We start from the raw sequence: 23,337 nt of genomic DNA on the forward strand, positions 1-23,337 counted from the left end.
GGATTTACGCTCTTCTTTGTTGTCTGATGTTCCTTTAGTTAAAACGGGCATTTTTTCTGTTCGACGCTCGTGCTAGATTCGCCCACAAGCATAGCTTGTGGTTCTTTATATGAGAAAAAAGGAAAACGCCCGAATGCCATCGGCATTCGGGCGTTTTATGGTGGAGATGGCGGGAATCGAACCCGCGTCCGAAAAGAAGTCCACGAGAGTATCTCCGGGTGCAGTTTGTCTACAACATTTCCTTTGTGCCAGGCCGGCAAACAGGCCGACACATTGGTAGCTTCATGAGTTCATGGCCGCCCGCAAAGCTTAAGGCTGCTCACGTTCAGTACCTAATCGATGCCCTGGCCCTGTTCGGTACTAAGACAGGCAGGACAGCCGCCTATAATTAGGCAGCGACAGCTAATTTATTGTTGTTAGCTATTTTTTCGGAGGCGTTTAAAGTGTGGCCCCCATCCACTACCCGCTGCTCGCGCTTTCCTCTCCCCGTCGAAACCTTTACATCCCCATAAAAGGGCGGAAATTCCGCCCGGAAAGCGAATGTTGCGCTTTTGGTTTGCGGCCTTACCGCCGCTGTGTTTTCATGGCCCGGTCAATGTCCCGCTGGGCGGCGCGCTGGGCCGCGGTGGCCCGCTTGTCGTACAGCTTTTTGCCCTTGCACAGGCCAAGCTCCAGCTTTACCCTGCCATGCTTGAAATAAAGCGAAAGCGGAATCAGGGTATAGCCCTGCAATTTGATCTCCTGCGCCAGCTTGCGGATCTCATTTTTATGAGCCAGCAGCCGCCGGGGCCGCAACGGGTCCCGATTGAAGATGTTGCCCTTTTCATAGGGGCTGATGTGCATTCCGTACACGATCAGCTGCCCGTTCTCCACATCCACCCAGGAGTCCTTCATGTTCACCTGGCCCATGCGGAGGCTTTTCACCTCGGTGCCCACCAGCTCGATGCCCGTTTCCAGGCTTTCCATGACGAAATACTCGTGCCGTGCCTGCCGGTTGGCGGCGATCTGTTTGGTTTTCACCTGCTCGGGCATTTCGTCACCTCCTCCGGTGTGCGCCCTTGGCTTCTGTTTACAAAGTATAACCCGCTGCGGTCGGCTTTGTCAAGCCGGTTACAGCTCGCCTCGGCCGCTGAGCGCCTTATAGAGGGTGGTCTCATCGGCGTATTCCAGACTGGAGCCCACCGGCAGGCCATAGGCCAGGCGGGTGGTCTTGATGCCCAGGGGCTTGATGAGCTTCGCCAGATACATGGCGGTGGCTTCGCCCTCCACAGTGGGGTTGGTGGCCATGATGACCTCCTTCACCTCGCCGTCATGCAGGCGGGCCAGCAGCTCCTTCACGCAAAGCTGATCGGCGCCGATGCCGTCCATGGGCGAGATCAGGCCGTGCAGCACGTGGTACAGTCCATTATACTCCCGGGTACGCTCGAAGGCTGTCACATCCCGGGGGCTTTCCACCACGCAGATCACCGAATGGTCCCGCTTGGGCGAGGAACAAACCTTGCACAGGTCGTTCTCGGTGTAATCCTGGCAGACCTTGCACCGGTGCAGCTTGGTGTGCGCCTCCTCAATGGCCTTGGCCAGCTCGGCCGCCTCGGCGGCGGGCATGCTCAGCACCTGATAGGCCATGCGGGTGGCGCCTTTGCGCCCGATGCCGGGAAATTTGGAAAACTGTTCCACCAGCCGCTCCAGCGGCGCGGCGTTGTATCCCATGCTGATCGCTCCTTACAGGCCGGGGAAGTTGGCGTTGCCGGTCAGCTCCTGCATGGCCTTGTCGGAGTCAGCGTCCACCACGCGAACAGCCTCGTTCACGGCAGCGGCCACCATATCCTCCAGCATCTCGATGTCGTCCTTGTCCACGATTTCGGGATTGATCTTGATGGAGGTGATCTCGTGCTTGCCGGTCATGGTGATCTGAACCATGCCGCCGCCAGCGGAAGCCTGGTACTCGGTGTTCTCCAGCTCCTCCTGCTTGGCCTTCATCTCTTCCTGCATCTTCTGGGCCTGGCGCATCAGGGCGTTCACGTCGGGCTTGCCAAAGCCCTGGGGCAGTCTTGCTTTCATGGGTATTCTCTCCTTAGCTTATTTGTCGTTGTAGACCACGTCGACCCCTTGGGCCGCGAGTTCTTTTAAAGTATCCTCTACCGTGTGAGACACACCGTTTGCCTTGGACTTGTCCACATAGGGGCCAATGCCGCAGCGCACGCCGGTCACCTCCTGGATGATCTGCTTTAAGATCTCCTGGGATTCCTTGTTCACACGGATGAAGTCTCGGAAGGTTGGTCCGCCTTCGATCAGCACCCGGCGGCCGTCGTACACGGCGCGGGACTTGTGAAGGTGGGAATAGAGCTGCCGGTCCCGGGTTTCCAAAATGGCGACCACCTGGGGCCAGGGCTCAAAGGGCTGGGGCGGCTCGCCCTTGGCGGGGGCCGCAAGGCTCTGCCGCTTAGGCTGGACCTGCTCCACCGGGGGCGGAACCTCCTTTTGCTGGATGGGTTCTGCCTCCCAGGGCAGGGGTTCCGGCTGCTGGGCCGCCGCGATGGGCGCGTCCGCCGGTTTCGCCATCTCCCGGGCCTCCTGTACGCTCACAGGGGGCGTATCCAGCTCCCAGGGCGGAAGATCCTGACTCTGGGACGCGGCACTTTGTGCAGCCGCCTTGGGGGCAGCTGCTGCCGGGACCGCGGCTTCCGGCTGGCGCACCGCGAAGGGTGCGGGATCGGCGGCAGCAAAGGGTGCTGTCGCAAAGGGAGCCGCGCTCTGCTGGCCAAAGGCCGGGGCCTGCTGCTGGACCGGTGCTGTCTGCACCGGCTGCTGGGCAGCCTGCGGCGTTTCGGTCAGGGCAAAGAGGGCCAGCTCCAGCTCGATGCGCTGGTCGGTGCCCCGGCCCATCTTTTCCAGCGCGGAGCCCAGCAGGCGCACGGCCCGCACACTCTCGCCCTGGCGGATGCCCTCGGCGGTTTGCAGATACTGGGCTTCTTCCTCCGGGGCCACCCCGCTGAGCAGGGCCTTGCCGCCGGGAAGCGCCGCCAGCATCAGGTTGCGGTAATGGGCGATCAGCTCCTCGCACAGGCGCTTCATATCCACCGACTGCTGGCGCAGCTGGGCCACTTCGGCCAGGGCCTCGGTGGCGTTTTTGTTGTGCAGCGCCTCGCTGATTCGGAACAGGTAGCTGCGGTCGGTCACACCGGCCATCCGCCGCACCAGCTCCTCGTCGATCTGGGTGGAGACACCGGCGCAGGTGTCCAGAATGGACAGCGCGTCACGCAGTGCGCCGTCCGCCAGGCGGGCGATCAGCGCCGCCGCGCCCTCGGTCAGCTCCAGCTGCTCCTGAGCGGCCACGTAGCTCACTCGAGCGGCGATGTCCTCCGGCTTGATGCGGCCGAAGTCGTACCGCTGGCAGCGGGACAAAATGGTGGCCGGTACCTTGTGGATCTCGGTGGTGGCCAGGATGAAGATCACATGACTGGGCGGCTCCTCCATGATTTTAAGCAGCGCGTTGAACGCCGCAATGGAGAGCATGTGCACCTCGTCGATGATATATACCTTATAGGCGCATGCGCTGGGGGTATAGGCAGTCTCGTCCCGCAGGTCGCGGATGTTGTCCACGCCGTTGTTGGAGGCGGCGTCGATCTCCACCACGTCCAGGATAGAACCGTCGTCGATGCCTTTGCAGATGGAGCAGACGCCGCAGGGGTCCGGGCTGGTCTTGTCCTGGCAGTTCACCGCCTTGGCGAAGATCTTGGCGCAGGTGGTCTTGCCGGTGCCCCGGGTGCCGGTGAACAGGTAGGCATGGCCCACCCGGCCGGTGGCAATCTGGTTTTTCAGGGCCGACACAATGCCCTGCTGGCCCACCACGTCCTCGAAGGTGCGGGGCCGCCATTTGCGGTAAAGCGCCCGATACATTTTGCCGTGCCCTCCTTTCTGCCGGTACAAAAAACGGACAGGCCCGCAAGCGCCAATGCGCCTGCCTTTGCGCTGCTTGGCATACGGATGCAGGCTGCCTGCGGCGCACAGGGCAGACCACTTAATGCTGCTCGGTTCCCCGCCTGACATGGTTCATGGGGCCCCATCGCACAGGGCCCGCATCCGTATGCCGAACAGCGCACCGTTTTGGCTCTGTCCGAACAGTGCTATTATATAATAAAACCACCATAAATGCAAGAGATTTTCTGTTGCATTTTCCCCTTGCTCTTTTTCGTGAATTCCGTTATAATATTCGGCGGCCGTTTTCTAAGATGTTTTTTCCCATTAATAATGTAATAAAAGGAGTAGTCCATGAACCAGACTTCTTTTGCCCTGAAAGGCAATATCTTCTTCACCCCCGCTCCCGGCCAGCTGGCCATCTATCCCGAGAGTTATCTGGTATGCGTAGAGCAGAAGGTAGCGGGCGTATTCGCCCAGCTGCCCGAGCAGTACAAGGATCTGCCTGTGGAGGATCATAGCGGTAAGCTGATCCTGCCCGGCCTGGTGGATCTGCACGTACATGCCAGTCAGTACGCCTACCGGGGCCTGGGCATGGACATGGAGCTGCTGCAGTGGCTGGAGGCCAATGCCTTCCCCGAAGAGAGCAAGTTTGCTGACCCGGAATATGCCGAGAAGGCCTACAGCATCTTCACCCAGCAGCTGCTGCACAGCGCCACCACCCGCGCCTGCATCTTCGCCACCATTCACCGGCCCGCCACTCTCAAGCTGATGGAGCTGCTGGAGAAGGCCGGTCTGTGCTGCTACGTGGGCAAGGTGAACATGGACCGCAACAGTCCGGACATCCTGCGGGAGACCTGCGAGGAATCTCTGGCTGAGACCCGCCAGTGGCTACTGGACAGCGCCGCCTTCACCAAGAGCAAGCCCATGCTCACCCCCCGCTTCACCCCCAGCTGCACCGACGAGCTGATGGCCGGTCTGGGCAAGCTGCAGAAGGAATTCGGCGTACCCATGCAGTCCCACCTGTCTGAAAATCTTTCCGAGATCAAGTGGGTGAGCGAGCTGTGCCCCGGCACCCGCTTTTACGGCGAGGCCTATGAGCAGTTCGGCCTGTTCGGCGGCGAATGCCCCACCGTGATGGCCCACTGCGTGTGGAGCGGCCCGGAAGAGCGCGCCCGCATGAAGGAGAACGGCGTATTCATCGCCCACTGCCCCCAGTCCAACATGAACGTTTCCTCCGGCATTGCCCCCATCAAGAGCTTTTTGCTGGAGGGCCAGAAGGTAGGCCTGGGCAGCGACGTGGCAGGCGGCGCGCATCTGTCCATCTTCCGTGCCATGACCGACGCCATCCAGTGCTCCAAGCTGCGCTGGCGTCTGGTGGACCAGAACACCCCCGCCCTGACCATGCCCGAGGTGCTGTATCTGGCCACCAAGGGCGGCGGCGCCTTCTTCGGCAAGGTGGGCAGCTTTGAGCCCGGCTACGAGTTCGACGCCATCGTGATGGACGATTCCAACCTGCCCACCACCCGGCTGTGCAGCCTGCCCGAGCGGCTGGAGCGGATGGTCTATCTGGGCGACGGCGCTCCCTGCGCCAAGTACGTGCAGGGCCAACGGCTGTTCTGATTTTTCTGCATACAAACGCCGAGGGCGGCGCCGGAAGCAAAACCGGCGCCGCCCTCTGGCGTTTTTCGTTATGGAGGGTTATGGGATGGACGGATCGGTCTCCTGCCCGCCGCAGCGCGGCATCCCCAAAAGGCGGTGACCAATACCGTTCTGGTTAGGATCAACTAACCTCATGGCACTATCATACCGGATTCCGTCTTAGCAGGCCATCAAATCCTTGCACGGGACTTTTCCATCCTTGGCCCCTTTCCCTTCGCCCGGAGCGTGACAATTAGGGAACTTCCCTGCCCGCACCGAAAAAAGTAAAATTTTTTCAAATTGGGTATTGACGATTGGGATAAGTCCTGCTATAATAATCAAGTAGTCAAAAAACGGCAGCAATCATCTGGGGGTATAGCTCAGCTGGGAGAGCGCTTGAATGGCATTCAAGAGGTCAGCGGTTCGATCCCGCTTATCTCCACCAGAAAGACCTGAAACTTCGGTTTCAGGTCTTTTTCTTTTCCACCATGAATCGTCTTCACGGTGGAAAACCAATCCGGGGCAGCAGATATTACGCCATGAAAAGGCTACCGTTTTCCCCTTTCCGAAGGGCCGTTCGCCTTTTTTCATTTTTTTGAAAAAACTTTTCTTTTTCTGTTGACATACCCCATATTTCCTGCTATAATAATCAAGCAGTCGAAAAACGGCGGCAAATATCTGGGGGTATAGCTCAGCTGGGAGAGCGCTTGAATGGCATTCAAGAGGTCAGCGGTTCGATCCCGCTTATCTCCACCAGAAAGCATCCATCGAAAGATGGGTGCTTTTTTCTTGTGTTTATGCGGGTTTGCGGGCGGTTCCGTGCCACGGAACCGCCCGCAAACCCGCTTTTTGAGAGGATGCTTTGCTCCCCGTTTTCTGACGCATAATGAATGGATAATGAATCCGCTCCATAACGAAAGCGGCACAGGCCAGACTTGTTATCAAAAATCCATAAAAGTATGCCCGAACATCTGGTTTCACGTCCGTCAAAACACAAAATTTAGCGTCTTTGTTTTGTGCATGATGTCAAGTTGGATTAGGCCGGGAAAGCTCCCCTGTCTTATGCTTGTGAATCCAGCCCAGAACATCTTCGTAATCCAGCGTGCCGTCGGCCATACCAAGGCCCAGAGAAATCAAGTCAGCATCAGAGTACTCCATTGCCACGCCGTTTACGTCCAGGAAGATGAGCAGTGCATAGGCACCGATGCGCTTGTTTCCATCCAGAAAAGCATGATTCTTAGTGAGGGTAACTCCCAGCTTTGCTGCTTTCTCTTCGATACTGGGGTAAAGCTCCTGGCCTCCAAACGTGGCGAAGGGACCTTGCACAGCGGAATCAAACAGACCTTCATCCCGGATACCATCCAGCCCACCGGTCTCCTGCATGAGGAACTGGTGAAGCTGCATTACTTTTTGTGTGGACAATACAATCATTTTGCCAACTCCTCAAACGCTGCCCGGTGATTTTTGAAAATGCGGGTGGCAGAAATCCCGATCAGCTCATCATCCGACAAAAGCAAACGCGGGTCCGCTTCGATGTCCAGCAATAAGTACTTGGGCCGGTTGCCTTTCAAGATCACGGCCTTGCCACGCTGGTCGGCAATCCTGGTTGCCCGAGAGAAATTTTGGTTGGCTTCAGTCACGGAAATCATTTCGCGGGTATCAAGCAACATGAGAAAACCACCTCCTTTTTCATTATACCAATAAATAGGTTGAATACAACCTATTTATTGAGCTTCTCGCCTTTTGTTGCCTTTTTCAACGCATCCAAAAATTTGCCTTTTGACTGGATGGTATACATCTCTTCGGTCGCCAGCAGAGCATATCGATTCGGGTTCGGCCGAAACTCATCTTGATACCTGACATCCCATGTGATTCCATTTCCCCTCAACGCCACGTGATTAAAGGGCTCGGAATCCTCAACAACGATTTCCCAGGATGTTTCGGGCGGAATCGTAAATTCCACGGAGCAAGCAGGTACTTCTGTTTCACGGTATTTCTCCCCCAGATTGTATTTCAAAGAGTGTGGGGTGTGAAACAGGGTCGGACTGACATGTTTCAACAGGCAAAGACGATATATTTCGGCTGGCGTCGGGCCACAAGGGCCTGATCGCTGGCGTACATTTTTATTCAAGTGCCCCATGAAGAAATAAATCTCGTTGGTGTCAACCCCGCTCATCGTATATAACCAGGTGCAAAAAAATCGGCGTAAAGCATGCGGGGTCAACATACCGAACAAATATTCATCCTGGCTTGCTTTATCAAAGGTGCAGGGGCGATTTCGGCGCATTGCTTCCAAAAATTCAGGCTGGCGCAACAGCTGGGGAATCTGTTCACTCAATTGATGCATATGGGAGGCAACGGTAGCGGGGGCGTTGGAATACATAAATTCTTCCGGCTGGCCAATGCGCAGCAGCAAAGAAATATCGCCATACCGCAGTTCAAGATTTTCACGCTCTGCCATCAGCCGTTCTCCGAGTTCCTGTGAAATTGGAATGAGCCGATAGGAGGGGTCTGTCTTAGGGTATTCCGTGCGTGTATTTTGCCGACTAAGCTGACCGCTGACCCGTACAAAATACATGCGCCCCTGTGAGCCGTCTGCATACCCGACAGAACAAAACAGCAGGCCTCCATATTCGTTGATTCGCAAACCTGTATCTGCCAAGATCCCTATTTGTCCGGCCAGCACATCCGTATCGCACAACTTACTCAGAAGGTCACTGGGCAAATTGCGGGCATGATCGGTACGCGCAAGAAGCAGCTTTTTTCGTGAGGTTTTTCCTTGGTATCGCGAAGGAGTCAGAGCAATATCGTAGTCTTCTGTATTGCGCAGAAGTTCCAACAGCCGATATAAAAGATACAGCCTTGTCTTAGCCGATGCGGGTGGTGTCAAGCCTGGAACCCATTCATTGTCTTTTTTTGTGTCCAGTAATGCCGCACGACAGATATTTTCCTGTATCAGAATTTCTATATCTGGTGTGAGCGTGCGATAATCAATACCCTGCAGAGCTTCTGTCATATAGTCATACTGTTGCCGATACTTATAACAGGTGCTCTGTGCCCACTTGTATTTGGCACTATACTTGTTAAAAAATGCCTCTTTTACCGATTTTGCGATTACTGCCAAATCTGTTTCTTGTGACAGCTTGCCACAATCAGATGGAGTATACAACCCCCGCTGCTGCATCAGTCCGAGCAGTTTATTGATAACGTCCGGGATGCGATTCTTCTCAATATCTTCCGGGTTTAGGCCGGATACAAAGCGATTTACCGGCTCATCGCTGTCTTTTCCGTACAACTGCCGTTTGGTGATTTTCCTCTCGTTTTCGTCGAGCGGCGTCACCAACGCTCGGCAAGGGTATTTTGTGTCTTTAATGTTCTTTGGATAGCAAAAGCTCACCCGAAATTTCACACCACTGTATTCAATGATTTTTATCATCGTGTTTTTCCCTCCATCTGGCCGATATCGCGCAATGCGATGAAATTCTAAAGTTCTGGAGTTCCCGGGTGCTATTCCGAACCAGCAGCACGCGGCGTTTCAGCAAAGCGGGCTCATAGGGAGAAAAGCGCTTCAAATGCAGATAGCGCGCTACGGCATACTGGTTGCCTAGAAGGTCAAGATAGGATTCTTCGTCCATTTCGGTCCAGGCCATCCCGAACATAGCGTGCAGCATCGGTAAATTCGCTCCGCAGAGACCAGCAACATACTGCGCATCCAAGTAAAGTAGTGAGTAGCTTGGTTCCTTAATCGTCATCTCCGTTTTTCCGTCCCGCGTGTGTGGAATCGATATGCTCGGAATTTCTGCTTCCCGAAGAAGCTGTTTGATGGCAGCTTCCATCTGAAAGGGAGCGAGCGATTCTTTGCGCAATATCGAATAGGAAAGCCGCATTTTCTCAATTTGAGCAAACGAATATCCCTCTTCTTGCAGCCGCTCAACATATTGGCGAAGAATATCCGCTGCCCATGGATACAGCACCACCTTGCGCAAACGCTTTACAGGCATATTCTCATTGTTAAGACCAGCAACAGTCGCGTCGGTGTTTTGGCCGTATACGATTTTCTCAACTGTGATGGTCACACAGATTTCGTTGCACAGTGTCAATTGATCAATATCGCCATAAGTAAGTGCTGCAATCTCACGAAGATCAAGGCCGGAGTACACCAAAGCAACGATAAGCTGTTCGTGACAATAGGCCTGGTCAGATAAAAGGGTAAACAGCGCGCAGCGCTGACTATCATCCAAATGCCCTGGGAAAATGCTGTTTGACAGTTTACGGTTTTGCTGCTTAGTCATCTCGATTGCATCGGCCAGTTCCAGTGCGCTTTTGCATTCAGCAAATCCGCTTTCCACAATGGTACGAAACAACTCGGTGTAGGCGCGTTTTGTATTCCTGCGTTTTGTATCTTTTGCATGCGTCTTTTTGAGCAGGCGGTTGATTTTGTCTTTTTCTTTTTTGGCTTGTTCTTCGGTGGCAAGTTCATCCAGACGCTTTTCCTTGATAACCGGAAGAATCGTCGTGTGCAATGCCGACATAAGATTCGGCCGGTCGCCTGGTGTGGCGGTGCGGAACAAATCATCGCCCATGTACTCTACAAAATCCGCAATAGTAGGGCGTCCTGCTGCAACAAGACTTTCCCATATTGGACGATAAAGCAGTTTGGCAATGAGCGCCAAACGCGGATATAACTCCTTTTTCGCCAGTTTGTCTGCGTCGGCTTCCGTTTTGCCGCTACACTGCTGCTTAAACTTTGCGTTGGGATTTCTTACTGCTTTTTTGGCTATTTCGCGGATCTCATGTACAACAGCGGTAGCCAGCGCCGGGCGCTCATTACTGCGACGCAACAAAGCTTTATACAGCTCGGCGTTTGTGTAGGGACAAGTTGTGTTTGGGTCAATTAAATTGCATTCTGCTGTAGGGATGCCTTTCTTGGTATATGTCAGGTGGCGCAGAGTGCCTCCGTAAAATGGAATATCATGTTTGGAATGTGCCATATAACTTCCCTCCCTTCCTTACAGAAGTTGGTGCTATTTCGCTTCCTCTGTTTGTATCATATTCACTTTTCGGGGTGGTCGCAGCGAAAAAGCCGTTTTAATTATGAACATTTTGTAAATTCTTGCATTATTTGCAAAAAGACAGAACAGCGGACCTGGAAATGCTCCAGGTCCGCTGTTTGCTGTTTGTCATTATCGGTGCAGTTTTTATTCCTTTTCGGAAATGCCTTTTTCCCGCATCAGAGTCTGTGCTTCCTGCATCAGCAGAAGTCCTGCGGAAAATCCGTGCTGAAAGCTGCTGGCACAAGCGGCGGCTTCGGCGTCTTGGATGTAACACATCAGCTGTTCCAGCAGGAGATTATCCTCCTGCCCAATGCTCTCCATCAGCTGAACACGGAAAAGTTCCGCCGCCCGCATGGCTTCCCGATAGTCCTCGCGATCCATAAATCCGGTTTCACCCGGACGGAAATCCCCGTTATAGATAGCATCCAGAATCATTTTTGTTTCCTCCTTATACAGACAGTTCTTTTTCCTGATGGGTCGCCAGCAAAAACCGGTAGGGTTCGCTGGGTGTACCATCCGGCAGGTTGGGTGTCGGCAGGCTGTTCATCTGCTCTGCCATTTCCCGGATGGCATCGTTATATTTGGCCGTCAGCAGAATTCCCCGGGTGGGTTGGATGCCCTCCAGCACCAGGCCATCCCAGTACATCCGCAGCTGGTACAGGTCCTGTGGTTCCGCTTTACGAGTCTTCAGCTCGTAGATGTCGCATTTCCCGTTCGCTCCTTTGTCCACCACATCCACGCGGGTACCGGTGGGCCAGACGGAGATCTCACTGGTCACATCGTCCTCCGGATTGGCGGCCTTGAGGATTTTCATCCACTTCTTTTTCAGTTCATCCTCGCTGAGTGCGGCGGCATTTTTCTGCGGCGGGAAATCCGCCAGTGCTTCAAAGACCACATCCCAATCCGGGTCGTTGCGGTCGATGCCGGTCTTGTTGTTGAGAGTGGCCAGAACGCCCCGGGGAAGCTCCGGCAGAATCAGTTCTCCCACAAAATCGTTGTAGCTGTTGTGCCGGCAAAGAGGGCTGCCATCTTCCCGATGCCAAACTTCCCCCAACTGGGCAGTGGCAATTACCCGCTTGCCCAGCCGGATATCAATGCCCTGTGTGGGCTGGCTGCACTGATAGTAGAAACGGGCTTTGCTGCCCTGCACCAGATGTTCCTGTTTCGATTTATCGAGGGTACCGTGGACGTAGGTCACTGGCACCACCTGGCCGCCCAGCTCCACCTCCAGCTTTTCGGTACGGCCCATCATCATAGGGACTGGGATGGGTGGCACCAGCAGGCTGCTCTGGCTCACAGTCACCGCAATTTTGGCGCTGGGTTCCAGTGTGACCGGGTCCAGTTCCAGATAGCCTCGATACGCAACGCCCAGATGCTCAATCAGCCACATCCGAAGAGTGACCAGGTCGCTGAGCTTTCGGTTGCCCTGTCGCTGCAAGGTGCGGGCGATAGCCATCGGTACCCGCACATGGATAACCGTGGAGGGATCGGGCCACTGGAGATTCAGCCCTTCCGGCAGGTCGATGGACTCGGTCATCTTGACGGTCATGTTCAGGTCAAAGGGACCGCTGACCTTGAAATACGGGCCGGGCTGGCTGCGGGTGTAGATACACCAGTCACCGGTGCCGCCGGACAGGCAGGCCAGCGCGTTGTTGAGTCCGTATCCATGTTCATTCAGGCGGTCATTGCTCAGCGGAGCGCTGCCCAGCTGAAGGGCATTGGTAAGGGCGGCAAGTTCCATGCCGCAGCCCCAGTCGGCCACCGCAATATTGAGATAGTTTTTGTCCGAATCCGGAGCCAGCGCCACGCAGACGCGGGCCTTTTCGCCAGGCAGAGCGGCGGCAAGTGCGTCGTCGCACAACTCGCAGATGCCCTGATGGCAGAGCATCCCCTGCCGGGCAAGCCCCTCAAAGGCTTTGGGGGTGATGTTGATGGAGATGTTGTATTCCTTTTCCATGATTTATACCTCTTTCTATAATCAAATCAGTTGTTCCAGTGAAGTTACGGCACTAGCCAGTGTATCGCCGGAAATATGAAGATAGTTTCCTGTGGTCTTGATGTCAGTGTGACCGGTGAGCCGGGCAATGGTCTCCATGGGTACGCCCTGACGCTGCAAAAGGGTCACATAGGTGTGGCGACAGCAGTGGGGCGAAAGCCGGCGTACATCCGGGTATTTCTCCAGCAGTCGGTAGTACTTGCGGCGCACTGTGCCGGTGCTATAGAGCAGGCTCTCCTGCCGGGGTGCACACCAGAGAAACGCTTGTCCGCCGTTCTCCCGCAGCCAAAGCGCAATATGACGATACTTGGGCGCGATAGGGACAACTCGCCGGCTGGTGTAGCTTTTGGGGTCTCCCAACTTGGGGGTACCATCTACCATCTTGACAGCCTTGTTCACTCGGACCCAGCTACCGTCCTCGGCAATGTCCCGGGGTGTCAGGGCCAGCAGTTCCTGCAGCCGCAGGCCGGAAACAAGCATCAGGCGAATGCTGTTGCCCAGTAGATTGTCGGGCAAGCCGATGAGCAACCGCTCAGTCTCTTCCACTGAGAACGCATCCTTTGCGTGAGTTTTGTTTTCCTTGCTCAGCTGTTTGGTGGTGCGGAAAGCCCGCCGGGCGTAATTCTTTACCACCAGGTCATCCGCTTCGGCCACATCCAGAATCTGAATCAGCATGGACCGGCATTTGCTGATTTGAGAAGCAGAGTAACCTTTAGCTGCCAGTCCGTTGACAAACTGGTTCACCTGTGCCACCTTGATATCGTTCAGTGGAAGCTTACCAAAGGCACCGTTCAACAGCTTCAAGGTGTAGCGATAGTTGGCATAGGTAGTCTCCTCTACCTGAGAGCGGTAGGCTTCATACCAGCGCTGGGCATACTCTGCGAATAGCGGTACTTCGGGCGTTTCCTGCTCGGTAACCTCCTGCTTGTTCAGAAGATACTCCCGCAGCCGGGCCAAAGCCTCCGCTCGGGTGGGGGCCGTAAAGCTGACGATATGGCGCTTTCCCTCATCGGTGTAGCCATCCATAACTTGACTCTGCCAGCTCCCGCTGGGGAGTCGGTGGACAGATCCCTCCCCCTTTGCGCGTTTACCCGACATGGAAGGCCACCTCCTTCTGGACAGGGGCCAAATCGGCCGGGACGCGGGTGTGTTTTTCCACCCAGGCCAGGAACAGCTGGGTGGGAATGCGGATGGACGATCCAAGCCGGCAGACCGGGAAATCCTTGCGATGGGTCAGCTCATAGGCCGCCGAGGTGCTGATGCACAGATAGCTTTTCACGTCTGCTACAGTGAGGTAGCTTTTTTCAAAGGCGAGTTCCTTTTTCATGTCAGTTCTCCTTTATATATAAAGTGTGGATATTCGAGAACTGCCCTCCCCGGCTTGCTTTGCATGGGCCGACATGGTATGATGAAAGGGCAGAATGGACTTATTTAAAGTGGGTTGATTTTGCGCTTGCCGTGTTCGGGTGGCCGCCTGAACACGGCTTTTTTGTTGGAACGAAACAAACTCTCTCACAGCCATCAGGCAAGGACAACAGCCAAACCGGCGGCTTCGATGGTCCGGGATGTTGTCCACTTCATAAATAAAGTGGTTGCAGGTGCGAACAGCGTTTTTCATTGTAATCGGCCTCCTTATGCTCGAAATCTTTGAGGTGGTGTTTTCCATGCCTTTATTATACACGAAATCATTTATAGTGTCAATGATTTTATTTATAATTTCGTGAAAAAATATATAGTATCGTTGACGCAATAAACGATACTATATATAATGGGAAATGAGGTGATGTAAAAATGACCGTGAAACAACTGATTGATATGGCCTGTGCCTATTCTGGCATGTCCAAAGCGGATTTGGCACGCAATGCCGGTTGGTCGCCTCAGACGCTTTCCAACCGGCTCAACACAGGGAAATTCAGCATGGAAGACTGGGAGAAAATCGGCAGTGCCCTGGGCGCTACCGTAAAAATCGTGATTGAATTCCCGGATGGGAAAAGAATTGAGTGAACCCGATACCAGGGATTCTATATAGCAGGAGGAACACATGGCAGAAGTAAACACCAGCAACATTGGTTTTGAAAAACAAATTTGGGACGCGGCCTGCGTGCTGCGGGGCAACATCGACGCCTCGGAATACAAATCTGTGGTTCTGGGCCTGATTTTCTTAAAATACATTTCCGACCGTTTCGAGGCCAAGTACAACGAACTGGTGGCCGAGGGGGACGGCTTTGAAGAAGATAAGGACGAATACACCGCCGAGAACATCTTCTTTGTGCCGGAGAACGCCCGCTGGAGCACCATTGCGGCAGCTGCCCACACCCCGGAGATCGGCACCGTCATCGACGAAGCCATGCGGTGCATCGAGAAGGAGAATAAGCGCCTCAAGGACATTCTGCCCAAGAACTTTGCCCGACCGGAACTGGACAAGCGCCGCCTGGGCGAAGTGGTGGACCTGTTCACCAATATTCAGATGGTGGAGCACGGCAACAGCAAGGACATTCTGGGCCGCACCTATGAATACTGCCTGTCCAAGTTTGCCGAGCAGGAGGGCAAGCTGGCCGGGGAGTTCTACACCCCCGCCTGTGTGGTGAAAACGCTGGTGGAGATTTTGCAGCCCTACAATGGCCGGGTGTACGACCCCTGCTGCGGCAGCGGTGGAATGTTTGTGCAGTCGGCAAAGTTCATTGAGAACCACGGCGGAAACATCAACAAGATTTCCGTCTTTGGGCAGGACTCCAACCCCACCACCTGGAAGATGGCCCAGATGAACCTTGCCATCCGGGGCATCGAGGCTGACCTGGGCAAGTTCAACGCCGACACCTTCTTCAACGACTGCCACCCCCAGCTGAAGGCGGATTTCATCATGGCGAACCCGCCCTTCAACCTGGCCAACTGGGGGCAGGACAAGCTGCTGGACGATGTGCGCTGGCAGTACGGCACGCCGCCCGCAGGCAACGCCAACTTTGCCTGGCTGCAGCATATGATTTGGCACCTGGCCCCGGGTGGCCGCATGGGTATGGTGCTGGCGAATGGCTCCCTGTCCTCCCAGAGCGGAGGCGAGGGCGACATTCGCAAAAACATCATCAACGCGGATTTGGTGGACTGCATCGTGGCCATGCCCTCCCAACTGTTCTACACCACCCAGATTCCCGTTTCTCTGTGGTTTTTGGCCAGGAACAAAAAGCAGAAAGGCAAGACCCTGTTCATCGACGCCCGCAAGATGGGCACCATGGTCACCCGCAAGCTGCGTGAATTGACCGACGAGGACATTCAGAAGCTGGCGGACACCTACAACGCCTTTGTGGGCGGCACGCTGGAGGAGGTCAAGGGCTTCTGCACCGTGGCCGACACCGAGGAGATTGCCAAACAGGACTACATCCTCACCCCCGGCCGGTATGTAGGCATCGAGGAGCAGGAGGAGGACGGCGAACCCTTCGAGGAAAAGATGGACCGGCTGACCAAGGAGCTGTCCGAGCTGTTCCGGAAGTCCCACGAGCTGGAGGCGCAGATCAAGGAGCGACTGGGGGCGATTGGGTATGAAGTGTAAACTGGCTGATATTGCGGAGTTCAACCCGAAAGAATCGCTAAAAAAAGGGACAGTTGCAAAAAAAGTAGCAATGGACCAACTGCAACCTTTTTGCCGTGACATTCTAAGCTACACGTTAGAGCCGTTCAACGGTGGAACAAAATTCCGTAATGGGGATACTATTATGGCGAGAATTACACCTTGTTTGGAGAACGGAAAAACAGCGAAGGTCGCGATTTTGGATGACAGAGAAACCGGATTTGGTTCCACAGAGTATATCGTTTTCCGTGCTAAGGCAGGAATTTCTGATGAAGATTATTTGTATTATCTGATATGCAGCCCGCTTGTTCGTGATGCAGCAATCAAGTCTATGGTGGGTTCCTCTGGGAGACAACGTGTACAAATAGATGTTGTGCAAAACTTAGAAATTGATTTACCATCTATAACAGAACAAAGAAAGATTGGAGCCCTATTGCGCTTTCTTGACGATAAATGTCAATTGAACAACAAGATAAACGATAATTTATATGAGATGGTCAACGCCTACTACACATCGCTTTTCAAGGAAAATGATTGCGAAATGACTACCGTTGGCAACTATGCTGAACGCATATACAGCGGAGGGACCCCCATGACATCAAATGCAGCTTATTGGAATGGCACATTTGGATGGTTTTCGTCCGGCGAAACACGGAATCGTTTTGTGATCTCGACAGAGAAGACCATTACGCAAGCAGGCATTGACAATTCATCTACCAAACTGGCTACAAAATACGATATTGTTATGGCATCTGCCGGTCAAGGTTTCACGAGAGGACAGACCTCCATGCTCTTAATTGATACCTATGTCAATCAATCCGTAATCGTCATTAAATCTGAGAGGAAAATTTTGCCGTATTTGTTTTGGAATCTGGCCAACAGATACGACGAACTTCGTGCAATCTCAGATTCAAGTAGTATTCGAGGCAGCTTAACAACGAAGATGATTGCCGCGTTTGAAATCCCGCTCGCAAATGAGCAATCACTTCAAGCATTTGCTGATTTTGCTTGGTCTGTTATACCTCAAATCGAGAATAACCTTCTTGAAAATGAGCGTTTGACTGCACTGAGAGATTCGCTGTTACCAAAGCTGATGAGCGGCGAGATCGATGTCTCCGGCATCCAACTCTAAGCCGCTAAATTATCGTTTGTCGCCCTATTAACTCTCATCAGTGGCGAGAGTCACTTCAAAGGAACTGCCACTGTTCATCGTTCTCTTAAATACAAAGGAGAACGACGATGAAAGAACAACTTATCCAAGAGATACAGCGTAAAATGCTGCCGTATCTCAACAATGAACAACTGTTACAGTTAGGCAGCGCTTTGGCTGAGGCTTTGCAAGGTGTGAGTATCAGCCAAGAAGGAACTGATGCCAAGCAGGATGAACAAGATGCAGTTGATGCTTTTATTTCTGCCAAGCGCATTGAGGGCTGCTCCGAGAAGACCTTGAAGTATTACCGAAAGACGATTGAATCCATGCTGTCTGCCATCGCTAAGAAGGCCAGTCAGATAACAACGGATGATCTTCGCAAGTACCTGACCACCTACCAGACGCAACGCAGATCCAGCAAGGTAACGATTGATAACATCCGGCGCATACTGTCCAGCTTCTTCTCATGGCTCGAAGACGAAGACTTCATCTTGAAAAGTCCGGTACGCCGGATTCACAAGGTAAAGACGGCAAAGGTGGTCAAAGACACCTACACGGACGAGGCATTAGAGCTGATGCGGGATAGCTGCGCGACCACAAGGGATTTAGCAATTATTGATCTGCTCGCTTCCTCCGGGATGCGTGTTGGAGAGATGGTCATGCTAAACCGAGAGGACATCGACTTCAACGAGCGGGAATGTGTTGTAATCGGTAAGGGCAACAAGGAGCGCCTTGTCTACTTCGATGCAAGGACAAAAATCCATTTGCAGAACTACCTCAGCGAGCGCACGGATGCGAACCCGGCACTGTTCGTCTCGCTGAAAGCTCCACACGACCGGCTGATGATCGGCGGTGTGGAGACACGGCTTCGGGAGCTGGGAAAACGCTTGAGTTTGCCCAAAGTACACCCACACAAATTCCGGCGAACGCTGGCGACCTCAGCCATAGACAAGGGAATGCCCATAGAACAAGTCCAGCAGCTCTTAGGGCATCAAAAGATCGATACGACCATGCACTACGCAATGGTGAAGCAACAAAATGTGAAGCTGGCACACAGAAAGTACATCGGATGATAGGATGGTGACAGTTATGCTTGAATGGAAATACGGCACTCTTCCCACTTCATGGGAACTTTCAACCATAGGAGATTATTCAAATACTATAACTGATTATGTTGCCAATGGTAGTTTCGCTTCTCTGGCTCAGAATGTTCAATACAAAGAAGAACCTGATGTTGCAGTTTTAATTCGATTAGTTGATTATAATAATAACTTCAAGGGTGACTTTGTTTATATTGATGAACACGCCTATGAGTTTTTGAGCAAAAGTAAACTTTATGGTGGAGAAATAATCATTTCCAATGTTGGAGCAAATGTTGGCACAGTATTTAGATGTCCGACACTTACGCTCAAAATGAGCCTTGCTCCCAATTCTATCATGTTGAGAACAAAAGGAATTGATGATTTCTATTATTACTGGTTCAAAAGCCCTGTTGGGCAACACGCGATAGCTTCTATTGTAACTGGTAGCGCGCAACCCAAATTCAACAAAACAACATTCAAAAAAATTGTGGTTCCAGTCCCGCCCATTGAAACCCAGAGAAAAATAGCATTGTGTCTAAAGACCATTGACGAGAAGATAGAATGTAATAAGAGTATAAACGATAATTTAGCGGCTTAAAGCTGGATGTTAGAGACATCAAGTTCACCGGACATAAGTTTGGGAAGTAGTGTGTCTCTCAGTGCAGTTAAGGATTTGTTTGTTTCCTCGTTTGTCCGCAGGAGTGCAAACAAAGGTTCAATCTGGCTATTGTAATCCGTCAGCAGTTTTGGGGGAGGAATTACTACTTGAATAGAGCGCAAGTTGGTTTGACTTATCTTCGGCTGGACAGCTCCGGTAACAATAGCCTTTACCGGCGTTTGCTTAAAGAGCATATATAAACTCTCGACATTGAAGCCGAGCTTACCAGTGAGAATATGAGCATGGTTATTTACCCAAAACTGCCCCCATACATATTGCAGGATTGGATAGCCAGCTTCGTCAACCACGGTACCATCCTCTCCGAGCAGGAGATACTTGCCATCAAAAATGTAATCATCTACATAATCCATGAGAGCTGCTGCTCCATAATAGGGATATGTTTTCTTCTCCATTTTTGCTCTTTCAGCACCAGAGAGAGGAATCCGTTTAGAATCGTGTATTTCGATGATTTCGCCAACTGAGCCAATGCGCCAACCATCAGGCAATTCATCACCCACACTATATGGGAAATAATGTTTATATAATGCCTGCGCTTGCTGCTGTAAATTATCGTTTAACCCTGACTAAAGGAGAAAAAATGCCTAATCACGTTAATGTGCGAGTGAAATTTACAAGGGCACTGGCTAAATTATACCTTGAAGATTATTCATTGATTAAAAGGAAGTGTAGCGAACGTTCCATCGTTTTTAGACTTGGGCTTTATCTGGCGAATGACTTGGCTGAATCTGGACTTACCGTTGACTGTGAGTACAACAGGAATGGTGAGAAACCCAAAAGTTTAATGAATAAGCACTTTACCTATCCTGACATTATAGTTCATAGTCGGGGTGACAATGAAAACAACTGTCTAGTTGTGGAAGTAAAAACCCCCAACGATACGAACCTGGACCATTTTCGAAAGGATAGAGAAAAACTTATTGGATTTACTCTGGAAACTTCTTACAGATATAAACAGGGCATACATGTCTATATCGCAGCAACTACTTGCAGCTTGGTTTGGTATAAAGACGGAGAGATTCAAAAATGCTCCCGATATACTGTTGATTCGAATACCCATACGCTTTCGGAAACCGAACGCAGCGATAATGCGTTTGATGTATGGTACACAAGATATTCTACGAGGTGACCCACCATGCCCTTCACCGAATCCAACTATGAAAACGCCGTGTTGCAGTTGTTCACCGAAAGCCTGGGCTATTCCCATGTCTACGGCCCGGACATCGAGCGGGACTATCATTCTCCCCTCTATGAGGACGAACTGCTGCCTGCGCTCCAGGCCATCAACCCTGGTCTGCCCCAAGCGGCGCTGGACGATGCGATCTACAAGCTGAAAAACTTTGAGTCCGGTTCGCTGTTGCAGAAAAACATGGTCTTCACCGATTATCTGCAAAACGGCGTGCCGGTCAAGTTCGTGGTGAAGGGCGAGGAACGCTCCGGGCTGGTCTATCTGGTGGATTATCAGCACCCGGAGAACAACCGATTTACCGTCATCAACCAGTGGACCGTGATTGAAAACAGCGAAAAGCGCCCCGATGTGGTGTTGTTCATCAACGGTCTACCGCTGGTTGTAATGGAGTTGAAATCCCCCTCCCGTGAGGAGACCGATGCCTCCGCCGCTTATCGCCAGCTGCGGAACTATATGCACGAGATCCCGGGCCTGTTCATCTACAATCAGGTCTGCGTAATGAGCGACCTTTTCACCTCCAAAGCAGGCACCATCACCTCCGGCGAGGACCGCTTCATGGAGTGGAAAACCAAGGATGGCAGCTACGAGAACACCCAGGCTGCCCAGTTTGACACCTTCTTTGAGGGCATCTTTGAAAAGCAGCGGTTTCTGGATATTCTCCAGAACTTTGTCTGCTTCAATGTGGATGGAGCCAACACCTTCAAGATTCTGGCGGGCTATCACCAGTATTTCGCGGTCAAAAAGGCCGTGGAATCCACCAAGCACGCCACCGTTACCGACGGCAAGGGCGGCGTATTCTGGCACACGCAGGGCAGCGGCAAGTCGCTGTCCATGGTCTTCTATGCCCACTATCTGCAAAAGGCGTTGGAAAGCCCCACCATCGTGGTGATAACTGACCGGAACGACCTGGACAACCAGCTGTACGGCCAGTTCTCCCGCTGTAAGGATTTCCTGCGCCAGACACCCCAGCAGGCCGAGAGCCGCCAGAATTTGCAGGAGCTGTTGGCAAACCGGCAGGCGAACGGCATCATCTTTACTACCATGCAGAAGTTCGAGGAGACCGGCGAGGCGCTGTCCCAGCGGCGGAACATCGTGGTCATGGCGGACGAGGCCCACCGGGGACAGTACGGCCTGACCGAGAGAATCGTCACCCGTCAGAATGAGAAGGGCGAGCTGGAAGTGAAAACCTCCATCGGCACCGCCCGCATCATCCGGGACAGCCTGCCCAATGCTACATACATCGGTTTCACCGGTACGCCCATTTCCTCCAAGGACCGAAGCACCCGCGAGGTGTTCGGTGATTACATCGACATTTACGACATGACCCAGGCTGTGGAGGACGGCGCCACCCGCCCGGTCTACTACGAGAGCCGGGTCATCCACCTGAAGCTGGACGAAAACACCCTGCGTCTCATTGACGCGGAGTATGACCTGATGGCTCAGAACGCCGACTCGGTTGTCATTGAAAAGAGCAAAAAGCAGCTGGGCCAGATGGAGGCCATTTTGGGCAATGACCAGACCATTGCCTCTCTGGTGGATGACATTCTGGATCACTACGAGAACTACCGCGCCAACCTGCTCACCGGCAAGGCCATGATTGTGGCCTACTCCCGCCCCATCGCCATGAAGATTTACAAGCGCATTCTCAAGCTGCGCCCGGACTGGACAGAAAAAGTAGGCGTGGTGATGACTCAGGGCAACAACGACCCCGAGGAATGGCGGGAGGTCATCGGCAACAAGGCCCACAAGGAAGACCTTGCCCGCAAGTTCAAGGATAACAATTCTCCGTTGAAAATCGCCATTGTGGTGGATATGTGGCTCACCGGCTTTGATGTGCCGTCCCTCGCCACCATGTATGTGTACAAGCCCATGGCCGGGCACAACCTGATGCAGGCCATCGCACGGGTAAACCGGGTATTCCGGGACAAAGAAGGCGGTCTGGTGGTGGACTATGTGGGCATTGCCGCCGCCCTGAAACAGGCCATGAACGACTACACCGTGCGGGATAAAAAGAACTACGGCGACCCGGACGTGAGCAAAGCAGCCTATCCCAAGTTCCTGGAGAAGCTGGAGGTTTGCCGGGATCTGTTCCACGGCTTTGACTACATCCGCTTTTTGACCGGCGACGACCTGGAAAAAGCCCGGATGATTAGCGGCGGCGTCAACTTTCTGCTGGGCAAATCGGTGCAGCAGCACGACCTGCCCGAAAAGGACAGAACCCAGAGCGTCTATATTAAAGAGGCTCTGCTGCTGAAACAGGCGCTCACCCTGTGCAGCAGCCTGGTGGACGAAAAGACCCGCTTTGAAGCGGCCTACTTTGAGGCAGTGCGGACGATGCTTGTCCGCCTGGCCACCGGCGGAACAGGGAAGAAGTTTACTCTGCCCGAAGTCAACCAGAAAATCAACGAGCTGCTGAAACACAGCATCCAGAGCGAAGGGGTCATCAATCTGTTTTCGGACGTGGGTACCGAGTTCTCTCTGTTCGATCCCAAGTTCTTGGAAGAGATTTCCCGCATGAAAGAAAAGAACCTGGCCGTGGAGCTGCTGAAAAAGCTGATTGCGGAGCAGGTGTCCCTCTACCGGCGAACCAACGTGGTGAAGTCGGAAAAGTTCTCTGAAATCATCCAGAGTGCCATGCACCGGTATCTCAACGGAATGCTGACCAACGAACAGGTCATCGAAGAGCTGCTGAAGCTGGCAAAGGATATTGCTGCTGCCAACGCCGAAGGCCAAAAGCTGGGGCTGAACCAGGAAGAGCTGGCCTTCTACGATGCGCTGACCAAACCCCAGGCCATCAAGGACTTCTACGAAAACGACGAGCTGATTGCCATCACCAAGGAGCTGACCGATGCCCTGCGCAAAAACCGCACCATCGACTGGCAGAAAAAAGAAAGCGCCCGCGCCGGCATGCGTCGCCTGGTCAAGCGCCTTCTGAAAAAGCACAAGTATCCGCCCGAGGGCATGGAGGACGCCGTGCAGACGGTCATGAGCCAGTGCGAGATGTGGACGGATAATGCATAGCACATGAGTGAATCAAGATGTTGCATGATGAGTCGCGATAGAGAGATC

At 53.2% G+C, this 23,337-nt stretch carries 22 protein-coding genes, 2 tRNA genes and 2 other RNA genes; 10 read left to right on the forward strand and 16 right to left on the reverse strand.

Going from position 1 to position 23,337, the window contains the following annotated elements; genetic code table 11:
- Window positions 1-158: 158 nt before the first annotated feature.
- From ssrA to ffs, 6 genes are all read right to left on the reverse strand, one after another.
- Window positions 159-508, reverse strand: a transfer-messenger RNA (tmRNA) gene (gene ssrA / locus B5G03_RS12050).
- Between the two features lie 56 nt (window positions 509-564).
- Window positions 565-1,032: an SsrA-binding protein SmpB gene (gene smpB, locus B5G03_RS12055; protein WP_058965841.1), complete on the reverse strand. Its 468-nt coding sequence runs from the start codon at window positions 1,030-1,032 to the stop codon at window positions 565-567.
- A 78-nt stretch (window positions 1,033-1,110) separates the two neighbouring features.
- Window positions 1,111-1,710 (reverse strand): recombination mediator RecR, encoded by a 600-nt coding sequence (gene recR / locus B5G03_RS12060; protein WP_087181950.1) that lies wholly within the window; start codon window positions 1,708-1,710, stop codon window positions 1,111-1,113.
- A 12-nt stretch (window positions 1,711-1,722) separates the two neighbouring features.
- Window positions 1,723-2,061, reverse strand: a complete 339-nt coding sequence (locus B5G03_RS12065; protein WP_058965836.1) for a YbaB/EbfC family nucleoid-associated protein — start codon at window positions 2,059-2,061, stop codon at window positions 1,723-1,725.
- Between the two features lie 18 nt (window positions 2,062-2,079).
- Window positions 2,080-3,900 carry a DNA polymerase III subunit gamma/tau gene (gene dnaX, locus B5G03_RS12070; protein WP_087181951.1) on the reverse strand — a complete coding sequence of 607 codons (1,821 nt, stop codon included), beginning with the start codon at window positions 3,898-3,900 and terminating at the stop codon, window positions 2,080-2,082.
- An 84-nt stretch (window positions 3,901-3,984) separates the two neighbouring features.
- Window positions 3,985-4,083: signal recognition particle sRNA small type (ffs, locus tag B5G03_RS12075), an RNA gene on the reverse strand.
- A gap of 189 nt (window positions 4,084-4,272) precedes the next feature.
- Here ffs and B5G03_RS12080 point away from each other — a divergent pair.
- The 3 genes from B5G03_RS12080 to B5G03_RS12090 all read left to right on the forward strand — a co-directional run bounded on the left by B5G03_RS12080 (window position 4,273) and on the right by B5G03_RS12090 (window position 6,315).
- The gene (locus tag B5G03_RS12080; RefSeq protein WP_087181952.1) at window positions 4,273-5,541 is read left to right on the forward strand and encodes an amidohydrolase family protein; all 1,269 of its coding nucleotides are present in this window, start codon (window positions 4,273-4,275) and stop codon (window positions 5,539-5,541) included.
- Window positions 5,542-5,928: 387 nt separating this feature from the next.
- Window positions 5,929-6,004: transfer RNA gene (locus B5G03_RS12085), tRNA-Ala, on the forward strand.
- Window positions 6,005-6,239: 235 nt separating this feature from the next.
- Window positions 6,240-6,315, forward strand: a tRNA-Ala gene (locus tag B5G03_RS12090).
- Window positions 6,316-6,585: 270 nt separating this feature from the next.
- On the opposite strand, the gene B5G03_RS12095 is transcribed toward B5G03_RS12090, so the two are convergent.
- From B5G03_RS12095 to B5G03_RS17105, 9 genes are all read right to left on the reverse strand, one after another.
- Window positions 6,586-6,990, reverse strand: coding sequence for a type II toxin-antitoxin system death-on-curing family toxin (locus tag B5G03_RS12095; protein WP_087181953.1), 405 nt, complete (start codon window positions 6,988-6,990; stop codon window positions 6,586-6,588).
- Window positions 6,987-7,229, reverse strand: a complete 243-nt coding sequence (locus B5G03_RS12100) for a hypothetical protein (RefSeq protein ID WP_058964398.1) — start codon at window positions 7,227-7,229, stop codon at window positions 6,987-6,989. Before B5G03_RS12100 ends, B5G03_RS12095 begins: the two co-directional genes overlap by 4 nt.
- A 50-nt stretch (window positions 7,230-7,279) precedes the next feature.
- Complete coding sequence (locus B5G03_RS12105; RefSeq protein ID WP_087181954.1) at window positions 7,280-8,995, reverse strand: site-specific integrase; 1,716 nt, start codon at window positions 8,993-8,995, stop codon at window positions 7,280-7,282.
- Entirely contained in the window at window positions 8,979-10,550 is a 1,572-nt protein-coding gene (locus B5G03_RS12110) for a hypothetical protein (protein ID WP_087181955.1), read from the reverse strand. The genes B5G03_RS12105 and B5G03_RS12110 overlap by 17 nt, the downstream gene beginning before the upstream one ends.
- A 207-nt stretch (window positions 10,551-10,757) precedes the next feature.
- Complete coding sequence (locus B5G03_RS12115) at window positions 10,758-11,048, reverse strand: DUF6809 family protein (RefSeq protein WP_087181956.1); 291 nt, start codon at window positions 11,046-11,048, stop codon at window positions 10,758-10,760.
- A gap of 13 nt (window positions 11,049-11,061) precedes the next feature.
- Window positions 11,062-12,570, reverse strand: a complete 1,509-nt coding sequence (locus tag B5G03_RS12120) for a hypothetical protein (RefSeq protein WP_087181957.1) — start codon at window positions 12,568-12,570, stop codon at window positions 11,062-11,064.
- Between the two features lie 21 nt (window positions 12,571-12,591).
- Window positions 12,592-13,707: a tyrosine-type recombinase/integrase gene (locus B5G03_RS12125; protein WP_087181958.1), complete on the reverse strand. Its 1,116-nt coding sequence runs from the start codon at window positions 13,705-13,707 to the stop codon at window positions 12,592-12,594.
- A complete protein-coding gene (locus B5G03_RS12130) occupies window positions 13,697-13,936 on the reverse strand; it encodes a helix-turn-helix domain-containing protein (protein WP_087181959.1) in 240 nt (79 codons plus the stop codon). The genes B5G03_RS12125 and B5G03_RS12130 overlap by 11 nt, the downstream gene beginning before the upstream one ends.
- 12 nt (window positions 13,937-13,948) lie before the next feature.
- On the reverse strand, window positions 13,949-14,227 hold the full coding sequence (locus B5G03_RS17105; protein ID WP_140401690.1) for a hypothetical protein: 279 nt from the start codon (window positions 14,225-14,227) through the stop codon (window positions 13,949-13,951).
- Window positions 14,228-14,400: 173 nt separating this feature from the next.
- Here B5G03_RS17105 and B5G03_RS12135 point away from each other — a divergent pair, with 173 nt between their 5' ends.
- The 5 genes from B5G03_RS12135 to B5G03_RS12155 all read left to right on the forward strand — a co-directional run bounded on the left by B5G03_RS12135 (window position 14,401) and on the right by B5G03_RS12155 (window position 19,001).
- Window positions 14,401-14,613, forward strand: coding sequence for a helix-turn-helix domain-containing protein (locus tag B5G03_RS12135; RefSeq protein ID WP_058964391.1), 213 nt, complete (start codon window positions 14,401-14,403; stop codon window positions 14,611-14,613).
- A 37-nt stretch (window positions 14,614-14,650) separates the two neighbouring features.
- Entirely contained in the window at window positions 14,651-16,153 is a 1,503-nt protein-coding gene (locus B5G03_RS12140) for a class I SAM-dependent DNA methyltransferase (protein ID WP_087181960.1), read from the forward strand.
- Window positions 16,143-17,303: a restriction endonuclease subunit S gene (locus B5G03_RS12145; protein ID WP_087181961.1), complete on the forward strand. Its 1,161-nt coding sequence runs from the start codon at window positions 16,143-16,145 to the stop codon at window positions 17,301-17,303. Before B5G03_RS12140 ends, B5G03_RS12145 begins: the two co-directional genes overlap by 11 nt.
- 107 nt (window positions 17,304-17,410) lie before the next feature.
- Entirely contained in the window at window positions 17,411-18,394 is a 984-nt protein-coding gene (gene xerA, locus B5G03_RS12150) for a site-specific tyrosine recombinase/integron integrase (RefSeq protein ID WP_087181962.1), read from the forward strand.
- A 16-nt stretch (window positions 18,395-18,410) separates the two neighbouring features.
- On the forward strand, window positions 18,411-19,001 hold the full coding sequence (locus tag B5G03_RS12155) for a restriction endonuclease subunit S (protein ID WP_087181963.1): 591 nt from the start codon (window positions 18,411-18,413) through the stop codon (window positions 18,999-19,001).
- Here B5G03_RS12155 and B5G03_RS12160 read toward each other — a convergent pair.
- Window positions 18,998-19,567, reverse strand: coding sequence for a restriction endonuclease subunit S (locus tag B5G03_RS12160; protein ID WP_206423624.1), 570 nt, complete (start codon window positions 19,565-19,567; stop codon window positions 18,998-19,000). The genes B5G03_RS12155 and B5G03_RS12160 overlap by 4 nt on opposite strands.
- Before the next feature lie 92 nt (window positions 19,568-19,659).
- Between B5G03_RS12160 and B5G03_RS17110 the strand changes: the two genes are divergently transcribed.
- Both B5G03_RS17110 and B5G03_RS12165 read left to right on the forward strand, forming a co-directional pair.
- A complete protein-coding gene (locus tag B5G03_RS17110) occupies window positions 19,660-20,208 on the forward strand; it encodes a hypothetical protein (protein WP_140401691.1) in 549 nt (182 codons plus the stop codon).
- 6 nt (window positions 20,209-20,214) lie between these two features.
- Complete coding sequence (locus B5G03_RS12165; protein ID WP_087181965.1) at window positions 20,215-23,289, forward strand: type I restriction endonuclease subunit R; 3,075 nt, start codon at window positions 20,215-20,217, stop codon at window positions 23,287-23,289.
- Window positions 23,290-23,337: the final 48 nt, after the last annotated feature.

The organism is Gemmiger sp. An50 (assembly GCF_002161595.1).
Lineage (GTDB): Bacteria > Bacillota > Clostridia > Oscillospirales > Ruminococcaceae > Allofournierella.